The organism is Parabacteroides sp. PH5-46, assembly GCF_029892785.1.
Taxonomy (GTDB): Bacteria; Bacteroidota; Bacteroidia; order Bacteroidales; family Tannerellaceae; genus DFXE01.
Map to the genome: position 1 here is coordinate 1 of NZ_JARXXA010000018.1, position 16,425 is coordinate 16,425.

Sequence of the window (16,425 nt, forward strand, 5' to 3'; positions counted from 1 at the left end):
AAAGATACTAATTCTTGCAGATATAAACAAGAAATAATCAAACTAATATATTGTCAATCAAATAAATGAAATGCTTTTAAGGATAGACTAAATAGCCTGATAATGTCAACTTTTGCGGATAGGTTTGTATATAAAAACTATCTACCTGCGCAGAGAGGGTACAGGTAGATAAAAAGAGCAGGGATAGTGCTATAATTGTCTTGACATTCGCAATCATAGGCTACAAAGATAAAACATATATTTTGCAAGTAATGAAAAATAATTACTTTTACTTATTATTCTATATTTCAGAAAAACAATAAATTATGAAAGTAATAGCGATAAATGGTAGTCCGCATGCAAAAGGCAATACGTATCTGGCCTTGGCGGAAGTGGGAGTTTCATTGAAAGAAGAGGGTATTGATTATGAAATAATCCATGTGGGACATAAGCAAATACATGGTTGTATAGGTTGTGGTAAATGTCAGGAAAAGCGAAATGGTACTTGTGTAGCATTCAATGATGTGGTGAATGAGGTACTTCCTAAGTTAAAAGAGGCCGATGCTATTGTGCTTGGCTCACCGGTTTATTATGCAGGGATAGCCGGAACTATGAAATGCTTCCTCGACAGGGCCTTTTATGTAGCAGGTGCTAATGGTGGTTGGTTTCGTCATAAAGTAGGAGCTGCCGTTGTAGCGGTTCGTCGTTCGGGAGGGACCATGACATTCAATAGTTTGAATCATTATTTCGGTTTGTCGGATATGCTGGTACCTACGTCTGTCTACTGGAATATTATTCACGGACTTATCCCTGGCGAAGCTTCACAAGACCAGGAAGGGATAGAAGTAATGAACACAATAGGCAAGAATATAGCCTGGATGCTGAAAATGAAAGAAGAAACAAAAGATAAACTTACAGAGCCTGCTTCATTCGCAAAAACATTTACCAATTTTATCCGGTAATATGAAAAAAATAGTTGTAGCATCTGACTCATTTAAGGGTTCTGTCTCCTCGTTAGAGGTAGCAGACAGTGTAGAAAAGGCTATTCATAAGGTATTTCCTGAATGTGAAGTTCTGAAGATTCCTGTAGCAGATGGGGGAGAGGGGACAACAGAATCCTTGGTTTATGCTATGAATGGGAAGATGATTTCCTGCGAAGTCCATGATCCATTGATGAATAAAATACAGGTACAATATGGCATTTTAGGAGATATGCAAACGGCTGTTATAGAAATGGCATCGGCTAGCGGATTACCTTTAGTGCCGAAGGAAAAGCGGAATCCAATGAAGACTACAACGTATGGCATCGGAGAATTAATAAAAGATGCATTAACTCGCGGTTGTCGCCATTTCCTGATTGGTATTGGAGGAAGTGCAACGAATGATGCAGGTACAGGTATGTTGCAGGCACTAGGCTTTCGTTTTCTGGATAAAGAAGGAAGAGAGTTGGGGCAAGGAGGTGAAATCCTTCAGGCAATTCATACAATAGATTGTTCGCAAGCAATGCCTCAATTGAAAGATGCTTCTTTTACGATAGCCTGTGACGTAAACAATCCTTTTTCAGGAGAAAATGGAGCAGCTTATATTTATGCACGTCAAAAAGGTGCTGACGATGAAATGATCCGTATACTGGATGAGGGATTAAGTCATTTTGCTGATGTTATAAAGAAGGAAATGCAGCAAGACATTAACGCTATCCCGGGAGCCGGAGCGGCTGGCGGATTGGGAGGAGGTTTCCTGGCTTTCCTTCCTGCAATACTGAAACCGGGTATTCAAATGGTATTGGAAGCTTTACATTTTGCCGAACGAATCAAAGGAGCAGACCTGGTTATTACCGGAGAAGGAAAGCTTGATGCACAAACGGCGATGGGAAAAACTCCATCCGGAGTGCTTCAGGTTGCTCAGGCGCAAGGTATACCGGTGATAGCTATCGGTGGATCGGTAGAAGAAGCTGAATCATTGAATAAGCAAGGTTTTTTGGCTGTTTTTTCCATACTTTCCGGAATAGCAACTCTTCAGCAAGCCATGGATAAGGCATTTTCCATGCGCAATATTGAACGTATTATAGAACAGTTTTTACGCATTATCCTTTATTATAATGAAAGCGACATTAAAAAAGATAGGGGAGGGTACTGATAATATATTTGAAGTACTAATGGAAAACACCACAAATTTCTATCCATGTATTTTTTTAGTTGTGAAAAGTGATAAACCGCTTGTGAAACTCTTATTTTAACAAGTTGTATAACTTGTGAAAACTGTTCAAAACATACCAAATTTAAGGGTAATTATTAAAGATAGTGTTTTTCGCATTAACTATAATTAAATAGTTTTTAAGGATTGTATTTAAGGGCTACCTTTGTTTTGTCATCAGTAAGGAAGATGAATGTAGAAATAAAATAAACCCTATAAATAACAATATTATGAATGCGTTGCAATTTCAAAAACAATTATTGAGTTTACAAGACAACATGATGAATTTTGCTCTGATGTTAACAGCTAACAGAGAAGATGCTCAGGATTTACTCCAAGACACAACTCTTAAAGTATTAGGTAATCAGGATAAGTTTGTCGATAATGTTAACTTCAAAGGCTGGGTCTTAACAGTTATGCGTAACATCTTTATCAATGATTACCATAAGGCTGTACGGGCGCAAACTGTAATAGACCAGAATACTGATGTTTATAATGTAGATGTCTATAATGAATCAGGCTTTAGTAATCCGGAAGGTTCTTATGAAATACAAGAGATTACAAATGCCATAGGTCATCTGAATGAAGACTTGAAAGTACCGTTTTCTATGTATCTGAGTGGATATAAATACAATGAGATTGCGGATAAGTTAAACATTCCTTTGGGAACAGTAAAAAGTCGTATTTTCTTTGCCCGCCAAGAGCTTCAGAAAGAATTAAAAGATTTTTACCAGAACTAAGATTGTGTTCATATATATATAATGAAAGCTGCTTTCAAAAGCAGCTTTTTTTATGCCGTATTCTTTGCTTTTTACAAATAAAACACACATATATTTAATATTTTACTTTGTGAAGTTGTTTTTTTTAATAGCTTTGTGCTTTATCCTTCTGTTGTATTGTCTATAAATTATTATAATACTAATACTATGAATCGACGGAATTTTTTGAAGAATGGCACGTTAGCAACTGCCGCGTTTACTATCTTACCTCGCACTGTTTTGGGAGGAGTGGGGCATTTGGCTCCAAGTGATCAAATTTCTTTAGGTATTATTGGGTGTGGAGCACAAGGGCGTTGGACTTTGGCGCCCGAATTTGCACGCCGGGCAAACTTAGTTGCGGCAGCTGATTGTGACTCCATTCGTCTGCAAGCCATGCAGGAAATTGTGGAAGGGGAAACTACTAAAGCAAAAGGGCAGGCTTATAAAGGGTTTAAGCAATATGCTGATTACAAAGAACTGTTGGCTCGTAAAGACATAGACGGTGTGATCATTGCTACCCCCGATCATTGGCATGCAGTACAAACAATTGAAGCTTGTCGTGCAGGTAAGGATGTGTATGTTGAGAAGCCAATGTCGCATAGTATTGCCGAAGGGCGGGCCATGGCAGATGCCGTCGCCAAATATAACCGGGTTTTACAGGTAGGAAATATGCAGCGTTCCTGGCGGAATTTCCGGCATGCCTGTGAGTTAGTCCGGAATGGATATATCGGAAAGATAAAAGAAATACAAGTTTCTGTTGGGCCTCCTCCCATACCGTATGATTTATCAGCTCAGCCGGTACCCAAGCATGTTAATTGGGAAAAATGGATTGGACCGGGACCAATGAAACCTTATAATGAGGAATTACTTCCTCCGATAGAGAAAAAAGTATTCCCAAACTGGCGTAATTATAAAGAGTTTGGAGGTGGAATGATAACAGACTGGGGGGCTCATATGTTTGATATTGCTCAATGGGCGATGGGAATGGATGACTCGGGACCGGTAGAATTTATACCTGCCGACGGAAAAGATTATAAAGCACTTACTATGTATTATGCCGATGGTACGGTAATGACCCATGAGCAATTCAGAAAAGACGAAGGCAATGGAGTTCGTTTCATTGGGGATAATGGCGTGATAGACATCAGCAGGAGCTTTTTAGATACAATTCCTGCTAAGTTGCAAAACCATGAAATAAAGGACAATGAGATTAAGCTTTATAGGAGTAATGATCATTATAACGACTTCCTTAATTCCATGAAAACACGCAAACAACCTCTAAGCACAGTAGAAGTAGGACATCGTACGACTTCCTTGTGCATGATTGTAAATCTATGTTACGAGTTGAAGCGGAAACTGACTTGGAATCCTGAAAAAGAAGAGTTTGCAAATGACAATGAAGCAAACAAATTACGTAGTAACCCAATAAGGGCTCCTTACAATTTGAATGTTTAATGTAGGATAGTGAAAATAAGTAAGGGAAAAGTTGATTAATCTTCTTTTCCCTTATTTATTTTATTCTTCGTCGTTTAATTCGTTCCCGATAGTATAGCTTTCAATTACGGGAGCTTTGTTTTCAACAGGAAGGTCCAAATGCTGCATGGTATTTGTTTCACTATCTTCCAATGTCATGTTACAAGTACCAGAGAATTTAGCGCTTGGTTCAACAACTAATGCCTGAGTAGTAATTATACCTTTTATAACAGCAGTTGGTTTCAGAACCAAAACTTCGCTGGTAGTAATGCTGCCAACAACTGTTCCCAGTATTTCAGCATTTACTGAAATGATGTCTCCTTCTACCTGAGCAGTCGGGCCAATCACAATTTTACCACCACAACTAATAGTTCCTTCAATTCTACCGTCTAAACGGAAGTCACCATCAGTTGTTACATCTCCTTTTACTGTTGTGCCAAAAGCCAACGCATTGTGTAGAACACCACTTGGAGCCTCATCATTATATTTTGTTCCCATACAAAAAGATTAATTATAGGTTATTAGATATTCGACAAATATAAGAATATTTTCAAATAATATAGAGTTTTCTCACTTTTTACTTTCAAAAAGACTAACTAATTTAATCTTTTTTGAGGAAAACCCTTGTCAGTAATACAGATAAAACGATCTTTTAATAATCGAATTTAAATTGTTTTTAATCGTTCAGGATAAACTCATTTTAATAATACTTTAAATCATATGATCGATTACAATTGTACTTATATATGTATCCTGCCAGCCAATTTATCCAACCATTCGGGGAGAGTATCTATATAGTGTATTCGCTCGGAAGAATGGGATGGAGCAAATAATTCTATTTGCAAATCTCTACATTTTTCATGCAAAGAAGCATCCACCGGATAATAACTGGCCAGTATAGCCTGCGAAATATCCCCTCCATAGGTTTCTCTTACGGCATCAACTTTATATACATCATTTTGAGTAACCTGCCCGGATTTACATTCTATGAAAATTAGTTTTTGTTCATTGTTTAATAAAACATCCACCTCGTTTTTCGTTTGCGGGCGTTCACTATCGGAATGAAAGACAACACTTTGCCATACTTCCGGTATAATTGTTTGCCGTTTACTCCATTCACGTGCTTTGGCTGCTACCAAGGTTTCCCACCAACGCCCTTCAAAATATAGCATACAGCCATTTGGAAAAGGTATGTCAAGTAGTATTTTATCTTTCAATGTGATGAGTAACTCCCCATTGTCTTGTGCGAAACTCAACTGATCTGAAAACGTATGTTTTTCCGGCAATCTGTTCAATAGGCGATGACAATGTGAATCAAAATATTTCTGTATACGGCTATGTTCCTGTTTGTGTTCTTCAATAAAACGTTTAATATCTTTAGCCGATTTAATTTCTACATCACTAAGATGATCGTCATAAGCGGAAATTTTACTACCGTTTAATAGTAAAATTTCTTCATTTTCCAGGATACTATGAACCGGAAATCTTTCAAAAGTATCCAGATTTACTACTTCTCCTCTTTGCGTAATATAAAAGGGAAATGCATTATGCTTTTTGGCAACAGAAAAGGCTGAAAACGCCATTATTTTTGTTCCCTCAGATAAATTATAAGCAAATTCGCCACTAAAATTCTGATGTATTTTATGACAAACATTCTTTATCCTTTCCGCATCATACGCTCCGATTAAATAAAACTTATGACGAATGGAAGCGGGCAGCAATGAAAACATAGGCTGTGCCAAATTCCGGGTTTCATTTGTATAAAGAAGATGTATAAAATCAGGTCCAAACTCCTTTACTCCATGGTAAGCAGAAGTTACATCCTTTCCTATTAATATAATATGATGTTTCATAATGAGGCTAAAGATACAATTTTATCTTTCAGTTAAATATTTACTATAGCATAAAATATTGTTGTCCCTTTTGTAAAAAAATCGTACTTTTGTACCGATTTATTAGTCAGTTCACTAAGGTGGACGATGCGGCTCACGGAGGTGAGCCAGGTAGGTCACAAGGGTGAACCGGGTGGTTCATATGGGTGATCTGCTGAAAAATAGGGGGTAAAATTGATAAATAGTTATAAACCAACCAATACACTATGGGATTATATTATGATTTTTATGAGAGTCCTTCAGCGAAGGATACTTCCGAACGTACGCGGCTGCACGCACGTGTGGTTACATCAGGTACAACAACTACCGACGAGCTTGTAGAGACGATACACAGCAATTCTACGCTTACTACTGCCGATGCCAAAGCGGCGCTTATATCCTTTGTCGAAGTGATGGGTAAGGAGTTATCGAGAGGGCGGCGCGTCCATCTCGAGGGGCTTGGTTATTTTCAGCTTACGCTTTCTTCGCCACCTGTTCAGTCTGCCAAAGAGGTACGTGCAGAGTCTGTTCGTGTAAAGTCGGTAGCTTTCCGCGCGGAGACTAGTTTTAAGAAGCGTTTTACAGCGGTTGAACTGGAACGTGCGAAAACAAAGCGCCACTCCAACCGCTATTCGGAAACAGAAATAGACGGCCTATTGACCGCCTATTTTCATGATCACCATCACATTACCCGGCGAGAGTTTGCCCGTCTTTGCGGCTTTACCGAATCAACGGCCAAACGCCGTCTGCAAGCGCTATTAGCTGCCGGCAAATTACGAAACGCCGGCTACAGGAATTTCTCCCTGTATGAGCCGGTGGAAGGTTCAGTTTTTGATCCAGACATAAGTAGCAGTGGAGCGTCCCGGCAAGACTGAACGGATCGCTTCTTCTTTATCTTGTATCTCGAAGTCTACAAATTGTGCTTATGGTAGGGTGTCCGGATTTATTTCATAATAATCAAAAGGTTTCCTTTCTTTTGCTACATTAATATATCTTCGGCTGATGACTGGAGTATTCTTGCCTTCCGGGGAGTACTCGGCAATTAATAGATATCCTCCTTCTTGTTGAGGTAATTCAATCAGACAGGGATGCAGTTTCTTGTTGTAAGCTTCTATTGTAAATGCTATATCGGACTGAACTACTGCTTTTCCATTTTTATCCAGCAGTTTTAAAGCCAACTTTCCCTTCGATTGTTCTTTGTTGTCATTTATTCCTATTAGATTGAATGCCAATGTGCTGCCTGGAGTGTAGGGTGAGAGGTGTTTGGTGTAGCGTTGATCTACTACATCGACAAATACAGCTTCCGGAGCAAAACAATGTTTGAACCATTTGAAAGCGGGAGAAACCTCCAGATCTTTGATGTCGTTAATGAACCAGTCACCGGTAAAGCCATAATTGTTGGTCAGATGGCAGAAGGCGAGTACACCGGCAATACCCCTTTCTGCACGTAGCCACTCTGTTTCTAATTGCAACCAATAAGCCTGTAATTCACGGCAGGCATCCGGTGATGAAGCTTTCTCGCCCAAGTAGTAATTGTAATTATTTACAGTTAGTTTGGATGGTTTGCCGTTCCTCCACAGCCATATCCAGCCGTATTCATTAACCAACTGAGGGACACCTGCATCCTGGATTGGGCGGAAACCACCTTCCCATGCATTCAGATCACCTAGATTGTAAGGATTGTTTTTGAAATAATCATTCAACTCATCCGAGTGCATCAGTGTTAAAGCGCGATACGGATGTGGTTCATCCATTTCATCATTGCCCATGTCATCAGAGGTCATATAACCGGTATCCCAGATACGGGTGGGATCTAATTGCTTGAGTTCCGGTATCAGTGTATTTCCGATAAAGCTATCCCAGTTCTCATTAATAGCATCCCATATCACGATACTTGGGTGGTTACCGTCGCTCCACACCCATTCGGTATATTCTTTTCGCACCTGATCGTCCCAACCATGATTTTGCCAATAAAACCATTCATTCTGCAATACGATACCATACTCGTCGCACAGGTCATACCAGAAGTCGGGAACGATACCTACACAAATGCGCATCGCGTTCCAGTCTATTGATTTAGGTAAGTCAACCATCAACTTCTTTACCCATTCTCTGTCCCATACCAAATTACGGCAATCCGGGTCTTCAAAGAAACGCTGTAAGGTAATGTTAGATCCCCGCAGATAATATTTATCACCATTAAGCGTAAAGAACTTTCCTCTTTTTGAGAAATCCCTCATACCAAATCTGGCGGAATATGTATCTATTAACCTGTCTTTTTCGTATACTTCTACTTCCCCTTCGTAAAGGAAAGGAGATTCGGGGGTCCAGGGTATAGGTTCGTTTAGTTCGATATCCGTTTCAAAATACGTCCGGTTATCTCTTTTAGCTTCACCCTGTATTGTTTTTGTTGCTACAATCCGACCACTTGTTTTTTCTTTAATGGTATATTTTATCCGACAGGGATCATACATTACATCAGCATATAACATCTGTGGAGGGTAAGCGCTTAACAAACGGATTTTTACCGTTACCTTCTTTTCTGCCAATGAAGGAAGGAACAGTACCTTGTCAACCTTTAGTTTTCCGGTAGCAGTTATAAATACATCATCCCATATCCCCGGCAGATAATGTATTTTTTCTTTGTCAGTACTTCCGGCGGCTTCACTTGGTAGCCAGGCGCGATCGCCTACCTGAATCAGTATTTCGTTATCTTCACCCCAACGGACCGCATCGGTAATATTTAGCTCTATTGGTGTGTAACATTCCATATGTCTTCCAATTAGCATACCATTAACGTAAACAACAGTTACGTATTGGCTTTTCTTTATTGTCAGATATAGCTGCTGCCCTTCCAGTGCTTTGTCAAAACGTACTTTCTTTTTATACCAGCTGTACATTGGAGTATAGTCGCGGTTGAGGAAGTTGAATTGTTCAACCAGCTCTGTATCTTCCGGCCGTTGAAAGAACTTGTTGTATTGCTCAATACGCGGTGTTGCCAGATGAACTAATCCGGGGACAGGTATCTTACGTGTATACTTTTTCGGAGGGAAAGCGGTTTTCGTCTGTTCAAATTCCCATTCACCGTTCAAAGAGATGGTTTTCCTGCCTTCTGCAAAGAGGGTAAGCGGCAAGACACATAGAAACAATAATATTATCTTTTTCATGATAGAAGATTTCTTTTTAGAATGATTCGATTTTATCCTATGCAATATTACATTAATATATAGCTTATCCTTTACAGGATTTCAACTAAGAGTTATGTTATTTTATTATTAATCTTTTAATTCTTTGGGCTTTCCGCCATTTTTCCAGTGTTTTTCGATCTTTTCAAGCGAAACACCTTTTGTTTCCGGCACAAAATAATATCCCCAAACCAAACCAACTAAGGCAATCAGGCCGTAAAAGAAGAAGGCTCCTGCTGGGTTTCCAGTTGTTTCGCCCGCAACCGTTAATTCGGTTCCTGGTATGGCTAAAACTTTTACAATCTTGAAAAAAGTAAAAGAGACAATTGTATTGAAAAACCAGACAGATAGTGATCCTAACGATGATCCTATCCCCCTTACATATTGCGGGAAAACTTCTGAAATGATCAGCCAACCTAACGGACCAATACTTATAGCATAAAAAGCAACATAGATGAATACCAAACCAATAGCCAGCCATTTGCCTGTTTCACCTAATTGGTTGACGAAGATAAAAGAAGTACTTAGTGCCGCTAATGAAAGGACGATGCCTGTCATACCTGTAAAGAATAGCTTTCTTCTTCCCAAGCGGTCAACAAAATAAACGGATATAATAGTGGCTAACACATTAACCATTCCGACACCAACCGAAGCCCATATTGCTGAAACGGCACCATTGAATCCGGCCATCAGGAAAATTTTTGGGCTGTAATAAATTACGGTATTAATACCGACAAACTGCTGAAAGAACATAATGCCGATAGCTATAATCAAGGGTGTTCGTAGCCAGGGTTTAAACAACTCTTTCCAGCTGGAGGTGTTTTTTTTGTCTTTTTTCAACTCCTCTTCCATTTGTTCTGTGATGATTTCGACAGACTCCTGAGGTTCGATACGCATCAGGATTTTCCGACTTTCTTCAGTTTTACCCTTACTCATCAGCCAACGTGGGCTTTCAGGCATGAAGCTCATGCCTATAAGTAATATTAACGCAGGAATAACCCCTATATAAAACATCGGACGCCAACACGTAATATCCTGTTCATTTGCAAAGAGTAAGTCGGAAAAGTACGAAACCAATATACCGATGGTGATCATCAGCTGGAACATAGACACTAACCTTCCCCGTATTTGTGTCGGAGATATTTCAGCTATATAAAGCGGAACGGCAAAAGAAGAAATACCGATAGCTATACCCAAGAACAGGCGCGAAAGGATGAGGTGATATACATCAGGAGCAAATCCAGACCACAAAGCGCCGACAGCAAAGATGACCGCTGAGGCCAGTATAACGATTTTCCTACCTAAGAGGTCTGTTACTTTACCACAGAATAAGGCGCCTAGTATCGCCCCTATCAAACCGGAAGAAGTAACTATTTCTACCATATTATTGTCTATCCCAAAATCTTGCTGAAAGAAAGGGATAGCTCCTGATATGACACCGGTATCAAAGCCGAAAAGCAATCCACCTGTCGCTGCAATAACGGCAATGACATAGACTAAATTTTTATTGTATGTGTTATTCATGGATATTGATGGTTTATTATGGTTCAAAATGTTTCCAAACGTTTTCCTTTAGCTGCGGACGAGCCACATAAAGGAATCGTTCGGGATTCTCTTCAAAGGCCTTATAAATAGGCTGTCCTTTTGTTATTCCCAATGCCGAATAATCGCCAGGGCGTTTGCGAATTAACGTTGAAGGTTTATAAGCCGGGTTGGCTTTCCAGATCAGCTCTTTTGTTTCATCATATATCGGGAACCAAGCAATGCCGTTGTGCTGGCGTACTCCGTCGTAAATAAAACCATAATCCCTGTCGCACCAAGCGCCGAAGGTTAACGGATTTTCCAGGTCTGCACTGATTGTTGCGTGTACCCAATAAGGAGGAACAATAACTATATCGCCCGGCTTTGCCAGAACAGCATAACATTTTCCCGGATAGTCTTCGGCTGTTTCCTGCATATATATGATCGCCTTTCCCGTCCATATCTCGTAAATTTCAGGGGTTGACCATCCGCTATATGCCGATATTTTGTGTATATGCCCTTGGCTGCGTACCGGTTCTTGCCCTAGTGTTCCTGCGGCATACGTAACAACTCCGAATAGTAGATGCAGGGATTCGAGCAACTCTTTATCTTTCTTTTTTCCAACATCCATGGCGATTGAATAAACTACTTCAGGTCCTGTACAGGAAGGGTTCATAAGGCTTTTTCTGATATCGTCGAGACGGCGGTTTTCCGGTTCAGGACCAAATACATCTTCCCCATAGATGAAACCGATACCCGAAGAATGTGGCCTAATGTCGATTCCATTATCAAATATTTTTTCAGGCTTCATGGCGGACATAGGCTTTTATGGTTGCACATGTTTTTCCTTCTGATTCACCATATGGACGAATCGTATATTGCTCTACTGCTGCAGGTATAATGAATGTTTCTGCATAGTGGACAATAAAGGGCTCGAAAGCTTCCGTCGGACTTTCTATGATTACCTCTCTTCCTTCTACCAGATTGAGAACATTGACACTATTGTTTGTATGATGAAGTACCGGACGCGAGAACCAATGACGCCGTGTTTCGATAAATTCCTGCTCATGCAATCCGGTTTTCTCTTCCAATATGCCTTCTCCTTCCCGGATTAAGGTAAAGTTATTCACTAACTCCTGCTTCACCCATGATTCTGTACGGCTCCATTGGATTACGTTTTCTCCATGCGCTATATTGATAGGACGGGGTTTTCCATCTAGGCCAAGTCGTCCCCAGTCCCAAAGTTTGAACGTGAAAATGAAAGGAGTTGCGCTGATTTCCAATACCAAACTGTTTTTTCCCGAACAATGTATCGTACCTCCCGGGATTAGCAGATGATCATGTTTTTTTACAGGATACACTCCAACATGCTTTTCCGCATCAAAGAATCCGCTATCCTGAGCTTCTTTTAATTCTGTAATCATCTTTTCCGGACAAACATCTTCTTTTAAACCGAGATAGACCACAGCATCTTCGCCTGCATCAATCAGATAGTAACTTTCATCTTGCGTATAATGCATGCCAAACTTTTCTTGTATGTATTCGGTTAACGGATGTACTTGCAGGCTAAGATTTCCTCCCCCCATTGTATCAAGAAGGTCAAAACGGATCGGAAACTCATCGCCAAACCGCCCATACACAGGCGTTCCTAGCAGTTGTTTTGGATAGGCGAAGACCAGATTGATAGAAGGTATTTCAATCGTCGTTTTGCCGAATCCAAGTAATAAGCTATTTTCTTCCGGTACGCAATCAAAACACCAGGCATAATTGTCAGCAGAGTGATCGAGATTACATACTTCTTTCATCCATTGTCCTCCCCAAGGTCCCGGATCAAAGAATGGAACAACGCGAAACGGTTGTTTCGAGACTTTTTGTAAACCTTTCCATATGTTTGTAGCCGAGAGCATTTTGGGAGAACCGGGAATATTGGTATCCAGGACATAATCCCATCGCTTCATCAGTTTTTTCTTGAGGCGGTCGCATACACGCCAGTCAACAAAAAACGCACGTTTATATTGCAAAGACGGACGTTCCTGCTTGTTCTCTACTCCTATATTGCTTATTTCGTTCCTACGAAAACGTTGTTGTATTTCCCAGCGAGCCATATCTGCATAGATCAGAACGTCTGCATCTTGGTATACATAACTAGCTCCTGTTCCGTAAACAATAGTTGTTCCATCTTGTGAAGCAATTTGCTGGCGGATATCTGCTGTTTTTCCTTCATGAAAGAAGCGCTCTATCGTGTGGCGGGTCATATAACCGAATATCTCATCGTCGGTAATGTCTTCATGAAAAAAGGCATTAATCTCCTGTTCAGACAGCATGGCGCCGGAAGAAAGAATAATTCTTTCCTTTCCAAAGGCATGTTGTAAAGCTGCTATTATTTCATGATCAAGTACACCCTGATAACATTCAATCACTACCTTTTTGGCGGATTTATCTATCCGGCTTAACAGTGATTTGATTTCATCCGTGATGGAGTGCCAGCCAGACCAGCATCCTGCTTCATTATCCGATACCTGTATAATCGGAGTTTTGTCGTAATTAGACAATTGTATCATAAACTAATTCTTCTTTTATTGATGTGTAAGACGATATTCCAGTCCTAGTAATGCGGCATTTTCCGAAAGCTCAGCCGGCACGATCGGGACTTTCTCTGAAGGACACCAAGCTAGCCGGTAGACCTTTTCCTTTATGTAAGGGATTATAACTTCGGCACTGTTCATAACACCTCCGCCTAAAATTAATACTTCAGGATCATAAGCATGGATATATGTTATGATAGCTGCACTCCAAACATCCATACATTCGTTCCTGAGCAACAATGCATCATCATCTCCGTCTGTAGCCATTTGAAAAATTTCTTTAAAAGTGATTTGTCCGGCCATTTCTTTGAATGAGTCTGACAGATCCGGATGTTGTCGGATAATTACAGGCAAGAAAAAGGAAGAGGCAAGTGCTTCCGCACAACCTTTGTTTCCACATGAGCAACTTCGTCCTTTATAATCAAGTACGAAATGCCCCCCCAAGGAGCCTGCCTGAAAATGTTGGCCGTAAAGTACTTTTCCGTCAATGACTACACCGGTACCTATTCCGGTCCCGATGGTCATCATTACTACATTATTCTTCCCTCTCGCTGCCCCCTGGTACCATTCTCCTATAACAGCCAAACGGGCATCATTGTCCATATGAAAGGGAATATCCCAGTTTTCCTTTGCCCATTTCTCCAAGTCAAACGAGCAAGCGTCATCGTATTTCTCATTTGTTGAGATAACTCTATTGTTTGTCGGGTCAACTAATCCGGGAAAAGCCAGTCCGATTCCACTTATTTGCTCCAATCCTATATTTTTCCTCGACAAGATTACCTCTACTGCTTTTTTAATGCGGGGAAGGTTAGATTTTAAACCCATTGAACGTTCTGATTCCAGACGAATACAGTCTATAATTCCCCCATTATATAACAGTCCGATTTTTACGACGGTTCCTCCCAAGTCTATTGCTATCGTATATTTCATAAGTTTACACCAATTGTGGGATACCTTCTACTTCCATTAGTCGTGCGGAAAAACCGTTTTGGGCAATTTCTTCGTAATTATGTCCGGCATCCGACGGCCAACAGGCTCCAAATGAAAGGACTGTGTTGCCTGTATTGGCTACTCTGTGTGCCACTCCTCCTGGAATGTAATGGAGGCTGCCGAGAAACATCTTTTCTCCCCACGTATTACGCTGGCGATCCATTAGAATCAAAACCCCTTCCCCTTCAATACCCCAGTAATACTCAGCCCGGTCGTCTTGTGCATGGAAATGCCCTTTTGTCATGAAGTATTCCAGTCCTATCTTTCCGGGATAAATGTGTGTGATACCAAAATTCAGGGCTCCCATTGTTCCTTCCTTCTCCGGGAGATAACAATAGACTTCGTAGAGTAATGTTTCCGGTGCTATTGTTTCGTACGATTGTTTATCCTGGAAAATATCTTTCAGGTCTGCTAATGTCCGATTGCTTTTTTCCACCTCATCCCCTATAAGGAGTTCACGGACAAACAGAAGAGGAGGATTTACAATTTCAAGTGTTTTCATATATGTTCTTTTTACAATACAAACGATACATTCTTTAGTATTGCAAAAATAACAGGATCGGTTATGCAAATAGTTTGTTATTTTTCCGAATAACTATGGTATTCTATCTATAAAGCTTGTTTCTTACTAACTCCATATTTCTTTTGGAACTCTGATGGTAACATATTGGTAGACTTTTTGAATTGGTTGATAAAGTTGGATAAATTGTTGAATCCGGATTCCATACTTATCGTTGAAATTTTCATTTTACCTTCAATCAGTAGTTTTTTTGCATGTCCAATCCTCATGTCATTCAGGTATTCAATAAAGGTTTTTTTTGTACGTTCTTTGAAGTAGCGACAGAATGCTGTAGGGGTAAGGCCAACAAGGCTTGCTACTTCTTCCAGTTTTATTGTTGTGGTAAAATTGGTTACCATGTATTTATATACTTTATTAAACCGTTCAAAGTCATCAGAGTTGATTGATTCGGTAAAGCCCACACTGCTTAGAATTTCATACTCGTTTGTTGTTGCCATCATTTCTAGTAATGTAATAAGTTCAATTACTTTTTGTGCCCCAGTGCTATTGGCAGATTGTTCAATGAATTGGGCTATTCTTTTTTTTGATTCGCCGATAAACTTTAATCCTCTGCGTGAACGTTCGATCAGTTCACGGATATTTGCCATCTCAGGCAAACGTATCAGGTTAGGCTCCAATATCTCCCGCTTGAAGAATAGACAAATACAAGTAGCGCGTAATCCGGATTCCTTATTAAAGTAAATGTCATCATTACGCCATTCGTGAGGAAGACGTGGCCCTATCATACAAACATCACCTTCAATATAGCCCTCCAGATGGTCGCCAACGAATCTTGTTCCGGCTCCACGCATGATATACATGATCTCAATGGCTGGATGGTAATGCCATGGCACAATGAAATGAGGCAAATCCTCTATATAGTAGTGGATGTGGCTATCTATAGGAAATGGTAATTCTTGAAATAGGGGTTTCATGGTTGATAGATCTATGTAATTATGTTATATTGATAAAAAAGACTTAATGAAGTCGATTTTTTGATACAAAAATATAAATTATATCCAAATATACTCTATGTTCTCTTAATAAACATTGCTAGGGATAAAAAGTCTGCGTGCATTTTTTTGACATATTAATATGTGCGAACATGCGAACAGAACTTATCAATAATAACTTTTTATTTGCTTTTTCTTTTGATAGAATTATATGGAAAAATTCTTGGAATAATAAAAAAAGGTTAAAAAATTATCTTATATTGCAGAAAATGGACAATTGATTTTGATATATGATGCGAAAAATTATATATTTGCACAGTTGCATATTTTTTATAATAAATAACCTTAAAACAGCATT

Annotated in this window: 14 protein-coding genes; 5 read left to right on the top strand and 9 right to left on the bottom strand. The window is 39.8% G+C overall.

Annotated elements, in window-relative coordinates; genetic code table 11:
• The first annotated feature begins 305 nt into the window (after positions 1-305).
• From M2470_RS15555 to M2470_RS15570, 4 genes are all read left to right on the top strand, one after another.
• Entirely contained in the window at positions 306-941 is a 636-nt protein-coding gene (locus M2470_RS15555; protein ID WP_280745924.1) for a flavodoxin family protein, read from the top strand.
• A 1-nt stretch (position 942) separates the two neighbouring features.
• A complete protein-coding gene (locus tag M2470_RS15560; protein WP_280745925.1) occupies positions 943-2,115 on the top strand; it encodes a glycerate kinase in 1,173 nt (390 codons plus the stop codon).
• A gap of 287 nt (positions 2,116-2,402) precedes the next feature.
• Positions 2,403-2,912, top strand: coding sequence for an RNA polymerase sigma factor (locus M2470_RS15565; RefSeq protein WP_280745926.1), 510 nt, complete (start codon positions 2,403-2,405; stop codon positions 2,910-2,912).
• Between the two features lie 186 nt (positions 2,913-3,098).
• A complete protein-coding gene (locus tag M2470_RS15570; RefSeq protein ID WP_280745927.1) occupies positions 3,099-4,385 on the top strand; it encodes a Gfo/Idh/MocA family oxidoreductase in 1,287 nt (428 codons plus the stop codon).
• Between the two features lie 60 nt (positions 4,386-4,445).
• On the opposite strand, the gene M2470_RS15575 is transcribed toward M2470_RS15570, so the two are convergent.
• Positions 4,446-4,901: a polymer-forming cytoskeletal protein gene (locus M2470_RS15575; RefSeq protein WP_280745928.1), complete on the bottom strand. Its 456-nt coding sequence runs from the start codon at positions 4,899-4,901 to the stop codon at positions 4,446-4,448.
• A 242-nt stretch (positions 4,902-5,143) separates the two neighbouring features.
• Positions 5,144-6,256, bottom strand: coding sequence for a DUF1887 family CARF protein (locus tag M2470_RS15580; RefSeq protein WP_280745929.1), 1,113 nt, complete (start codon positions 6,254-6,256; stop codon positions 5,144-5,146).
• 245 nt (positions 6,257-6,501) lie between these two features.
• On the opposite strand from M2470_RS15580, the gene M2470_RS15585 reads away from it, so the two are divergent.
• Positions 6,502-7,149: an HU family DNA-binding protein gene (locus M2470_RS15585; protein WP_280745930.1), complete on the top strand. Its 648-nt coding sequence runs from the start codon at positions 6,502-6,504 to the stop codon at positions 7,147-7,149.
• A 48-nt stretch (positions 7,150-7,197) separates the two neighbouring features.
• On the opposite strand, the gene M2470_RS15590 is transcribed toward M2470_RS15585, so the two are convergent.
• The 7 genes from M2470_RS15590 to M2470_RS15620 form a co-directional block, all read right to left on the bottom strand.
• Positions 7,198-9,441, bottom strand: a complete 2,244-nt coding sequence (locus M2470_RS15590) for a glycoside hydrolase family 2 TIM barrel-domain containing protein (RefSeq protein WP_280745931.1) — start codon at positions 9,439-9,441, stop codon at positions 7,198-7,200.
• A gap of 108 nt (positions 9,442-9,549) precedes the next feature.
• On the bottom strand, positions 9,550-10,983 hold the full coding sequence (locus M2470_RS15595; protein ID WP_280745932.1) for a sugar porter family MFS transporter: 1,434 nt from the start codon (positions 10,981-10,983) through the stop codon (positions 9,550-9,552).
• Positions 10,984-10,999: 16 nt separating this feature from the next.
• Positions 11,000-11,791: a glucose-6-phosphate isomerase family protein gene (locus tag M2470_RS15600; RefSeq protein WP_280745933.1), complete on the bottom strand. Its 792-nt coding sequence runs from the start codon at positions 11,789-11,791 to the stop codon at positions 11,000-11,002.
• Positions 11,781-13,541: a class I mannose-6-phosphate isomerase gene (locus M2470_RS15605; protein WP_280745934.1), complete on the bottom strand. Its 1,761-nt coding sequence runs from the start codon at positions 13,539-13,541 to the stop codon at positions 11,781-11,783. The genes M2470_RS15600 and M2470_RS15605 overlap by 11 nt, the downstream gene beginning before the upstream one ends.
• A 15-nt stretch (positions 13,542-13,556) precedes the next feature.
• A complete protein-coding gene (locus tag M2470_RS15610) occupies positions 13,557-14,495 on the bottom strand; it encodes an ROK family protein (protein WP_280745935.1) in 939 nt (312 codons plus the stop codon).
• A 4-nt stretch (positions 14,496-14,499) separates the two neighbouring features.
• A complete protein-coding gene (locus tag M2470_RS15615; RefSeq protein WP_280745936.1) occupies positions 14,500-15,057 on the bottom strand; it encodes a glucose-6-phosphate isomerase family protein in 558 nt (185 codons plus the stop codon).
• A gap of 107 nt (positions 15,058-15,164) precedes the next feature.
• Complete coding sequence (locus M2470_RS15620; protein ID WP_280745937.1) at positions 15,165-16,049, bottom strand: AraC family transcriptional regulator; 885 nt, start codon at positions 16,047-16,049, stop codon at positions 15,165-15,167.
• Between the last annotated feature and the right edge of the window lie 376 nt (positions 16,050-16,425).

Bases quoted from the DNA above. Each gene is read 5' to 3' on its own strand.
- M2470_RS15595 (WP_280745932.1), bottom strand. From the start codon at position 10,983: ATGAATAACACATACAATAAAAATTTAGTCTATGTCATTGCCGTTATT.
- M2470_RS15620 (WP_280745937.1), bottom strand. From the start codon at position 16,049: ATGAAACCCCTATTTCAAGAATTACCATTTCCTATAGATAGCCACATC.
- M2470_RS15600 (WP_280745933.1), bottom strand. From the start codon at position 11,791: ATGAAGCCTGAAAAAATATTTGATAATGGAATCGACATTAGGCCACAT.
- M2470_RS15565 (WP_280745926.1), top strand. From the start codon at position 2,403: ATGAATGCGTTGCAATTTCAAAAACAATTATTGAGTTTACAAGACAAC.
- M2470_RS15555 (WP_280745924.1), top strand. From the start codon at position 306: ATGAAAGTAATAGCGATAAATGGTAGTCCGCATGCAAAAGGCAATACG.
- M2470_RS15615 (WP_280745936.1), bottom strand. From the start codon at position 15,057: ATGAAAACACTTGAAATTGTAAATCCTCCTCTTCTGTTTGTCCGTGAA.
- M2470_RS15560 (WP_280745925.1), top strand. From the start codon at position 943: ATGAAAAAAATAGTTGTAGCATCTGACTCATTTAAGGGTTCTGTCTCC.
- M2470_RS15570 (WP_280745927.1), top strand. From the start codon at position 3,099: ATGAATCGACGGAATTTTTTGAAGAATGGCACGTTAGCAACTGCCGCG.
- M2470_RS15590 (WP_280745931.1), bottom strand. From the start codon at position 9,441: ATGAAAAAGATAATATTATTGTTTCTATGTGTCTTGCCGCTTACCCTC.
- M2470_RS15580 (WP_280745929.1), bottom strand. From the start codon at position 6,256: ATGAAACATCATATTATATTAATAGGAAAGGATGTAACTTCTGCTTAC.
- M2470_RS15610 (WP_280745935.1), bottom strand. From the start codon at position 14,495: ATGAAATATACGATAGCAATAGACTTGGGAGGAACCGTCGTAAAAATC.
- M2470_RS15585 (WP_280745930.1), top strand. From the start codon at position 6,502: ATGGGATTATATTATGATTTTTATGAGAGTCCTTCAGCGAAGGATACT.
- M2470_RS15605 (WP_280745934.1), bottom strand. From the start codon at position 13,541: ATGATACAATTGTCTAATTACGACAAAACTCCGATTATACAGGTATCG.
- M2470_RS15575 (WP_280745928.1), bottom strand. From the start codon at position 4,901: ATGGGAACAAAATATAATGATGAGGCTCCAAGTGGTGTTCTACACAAT.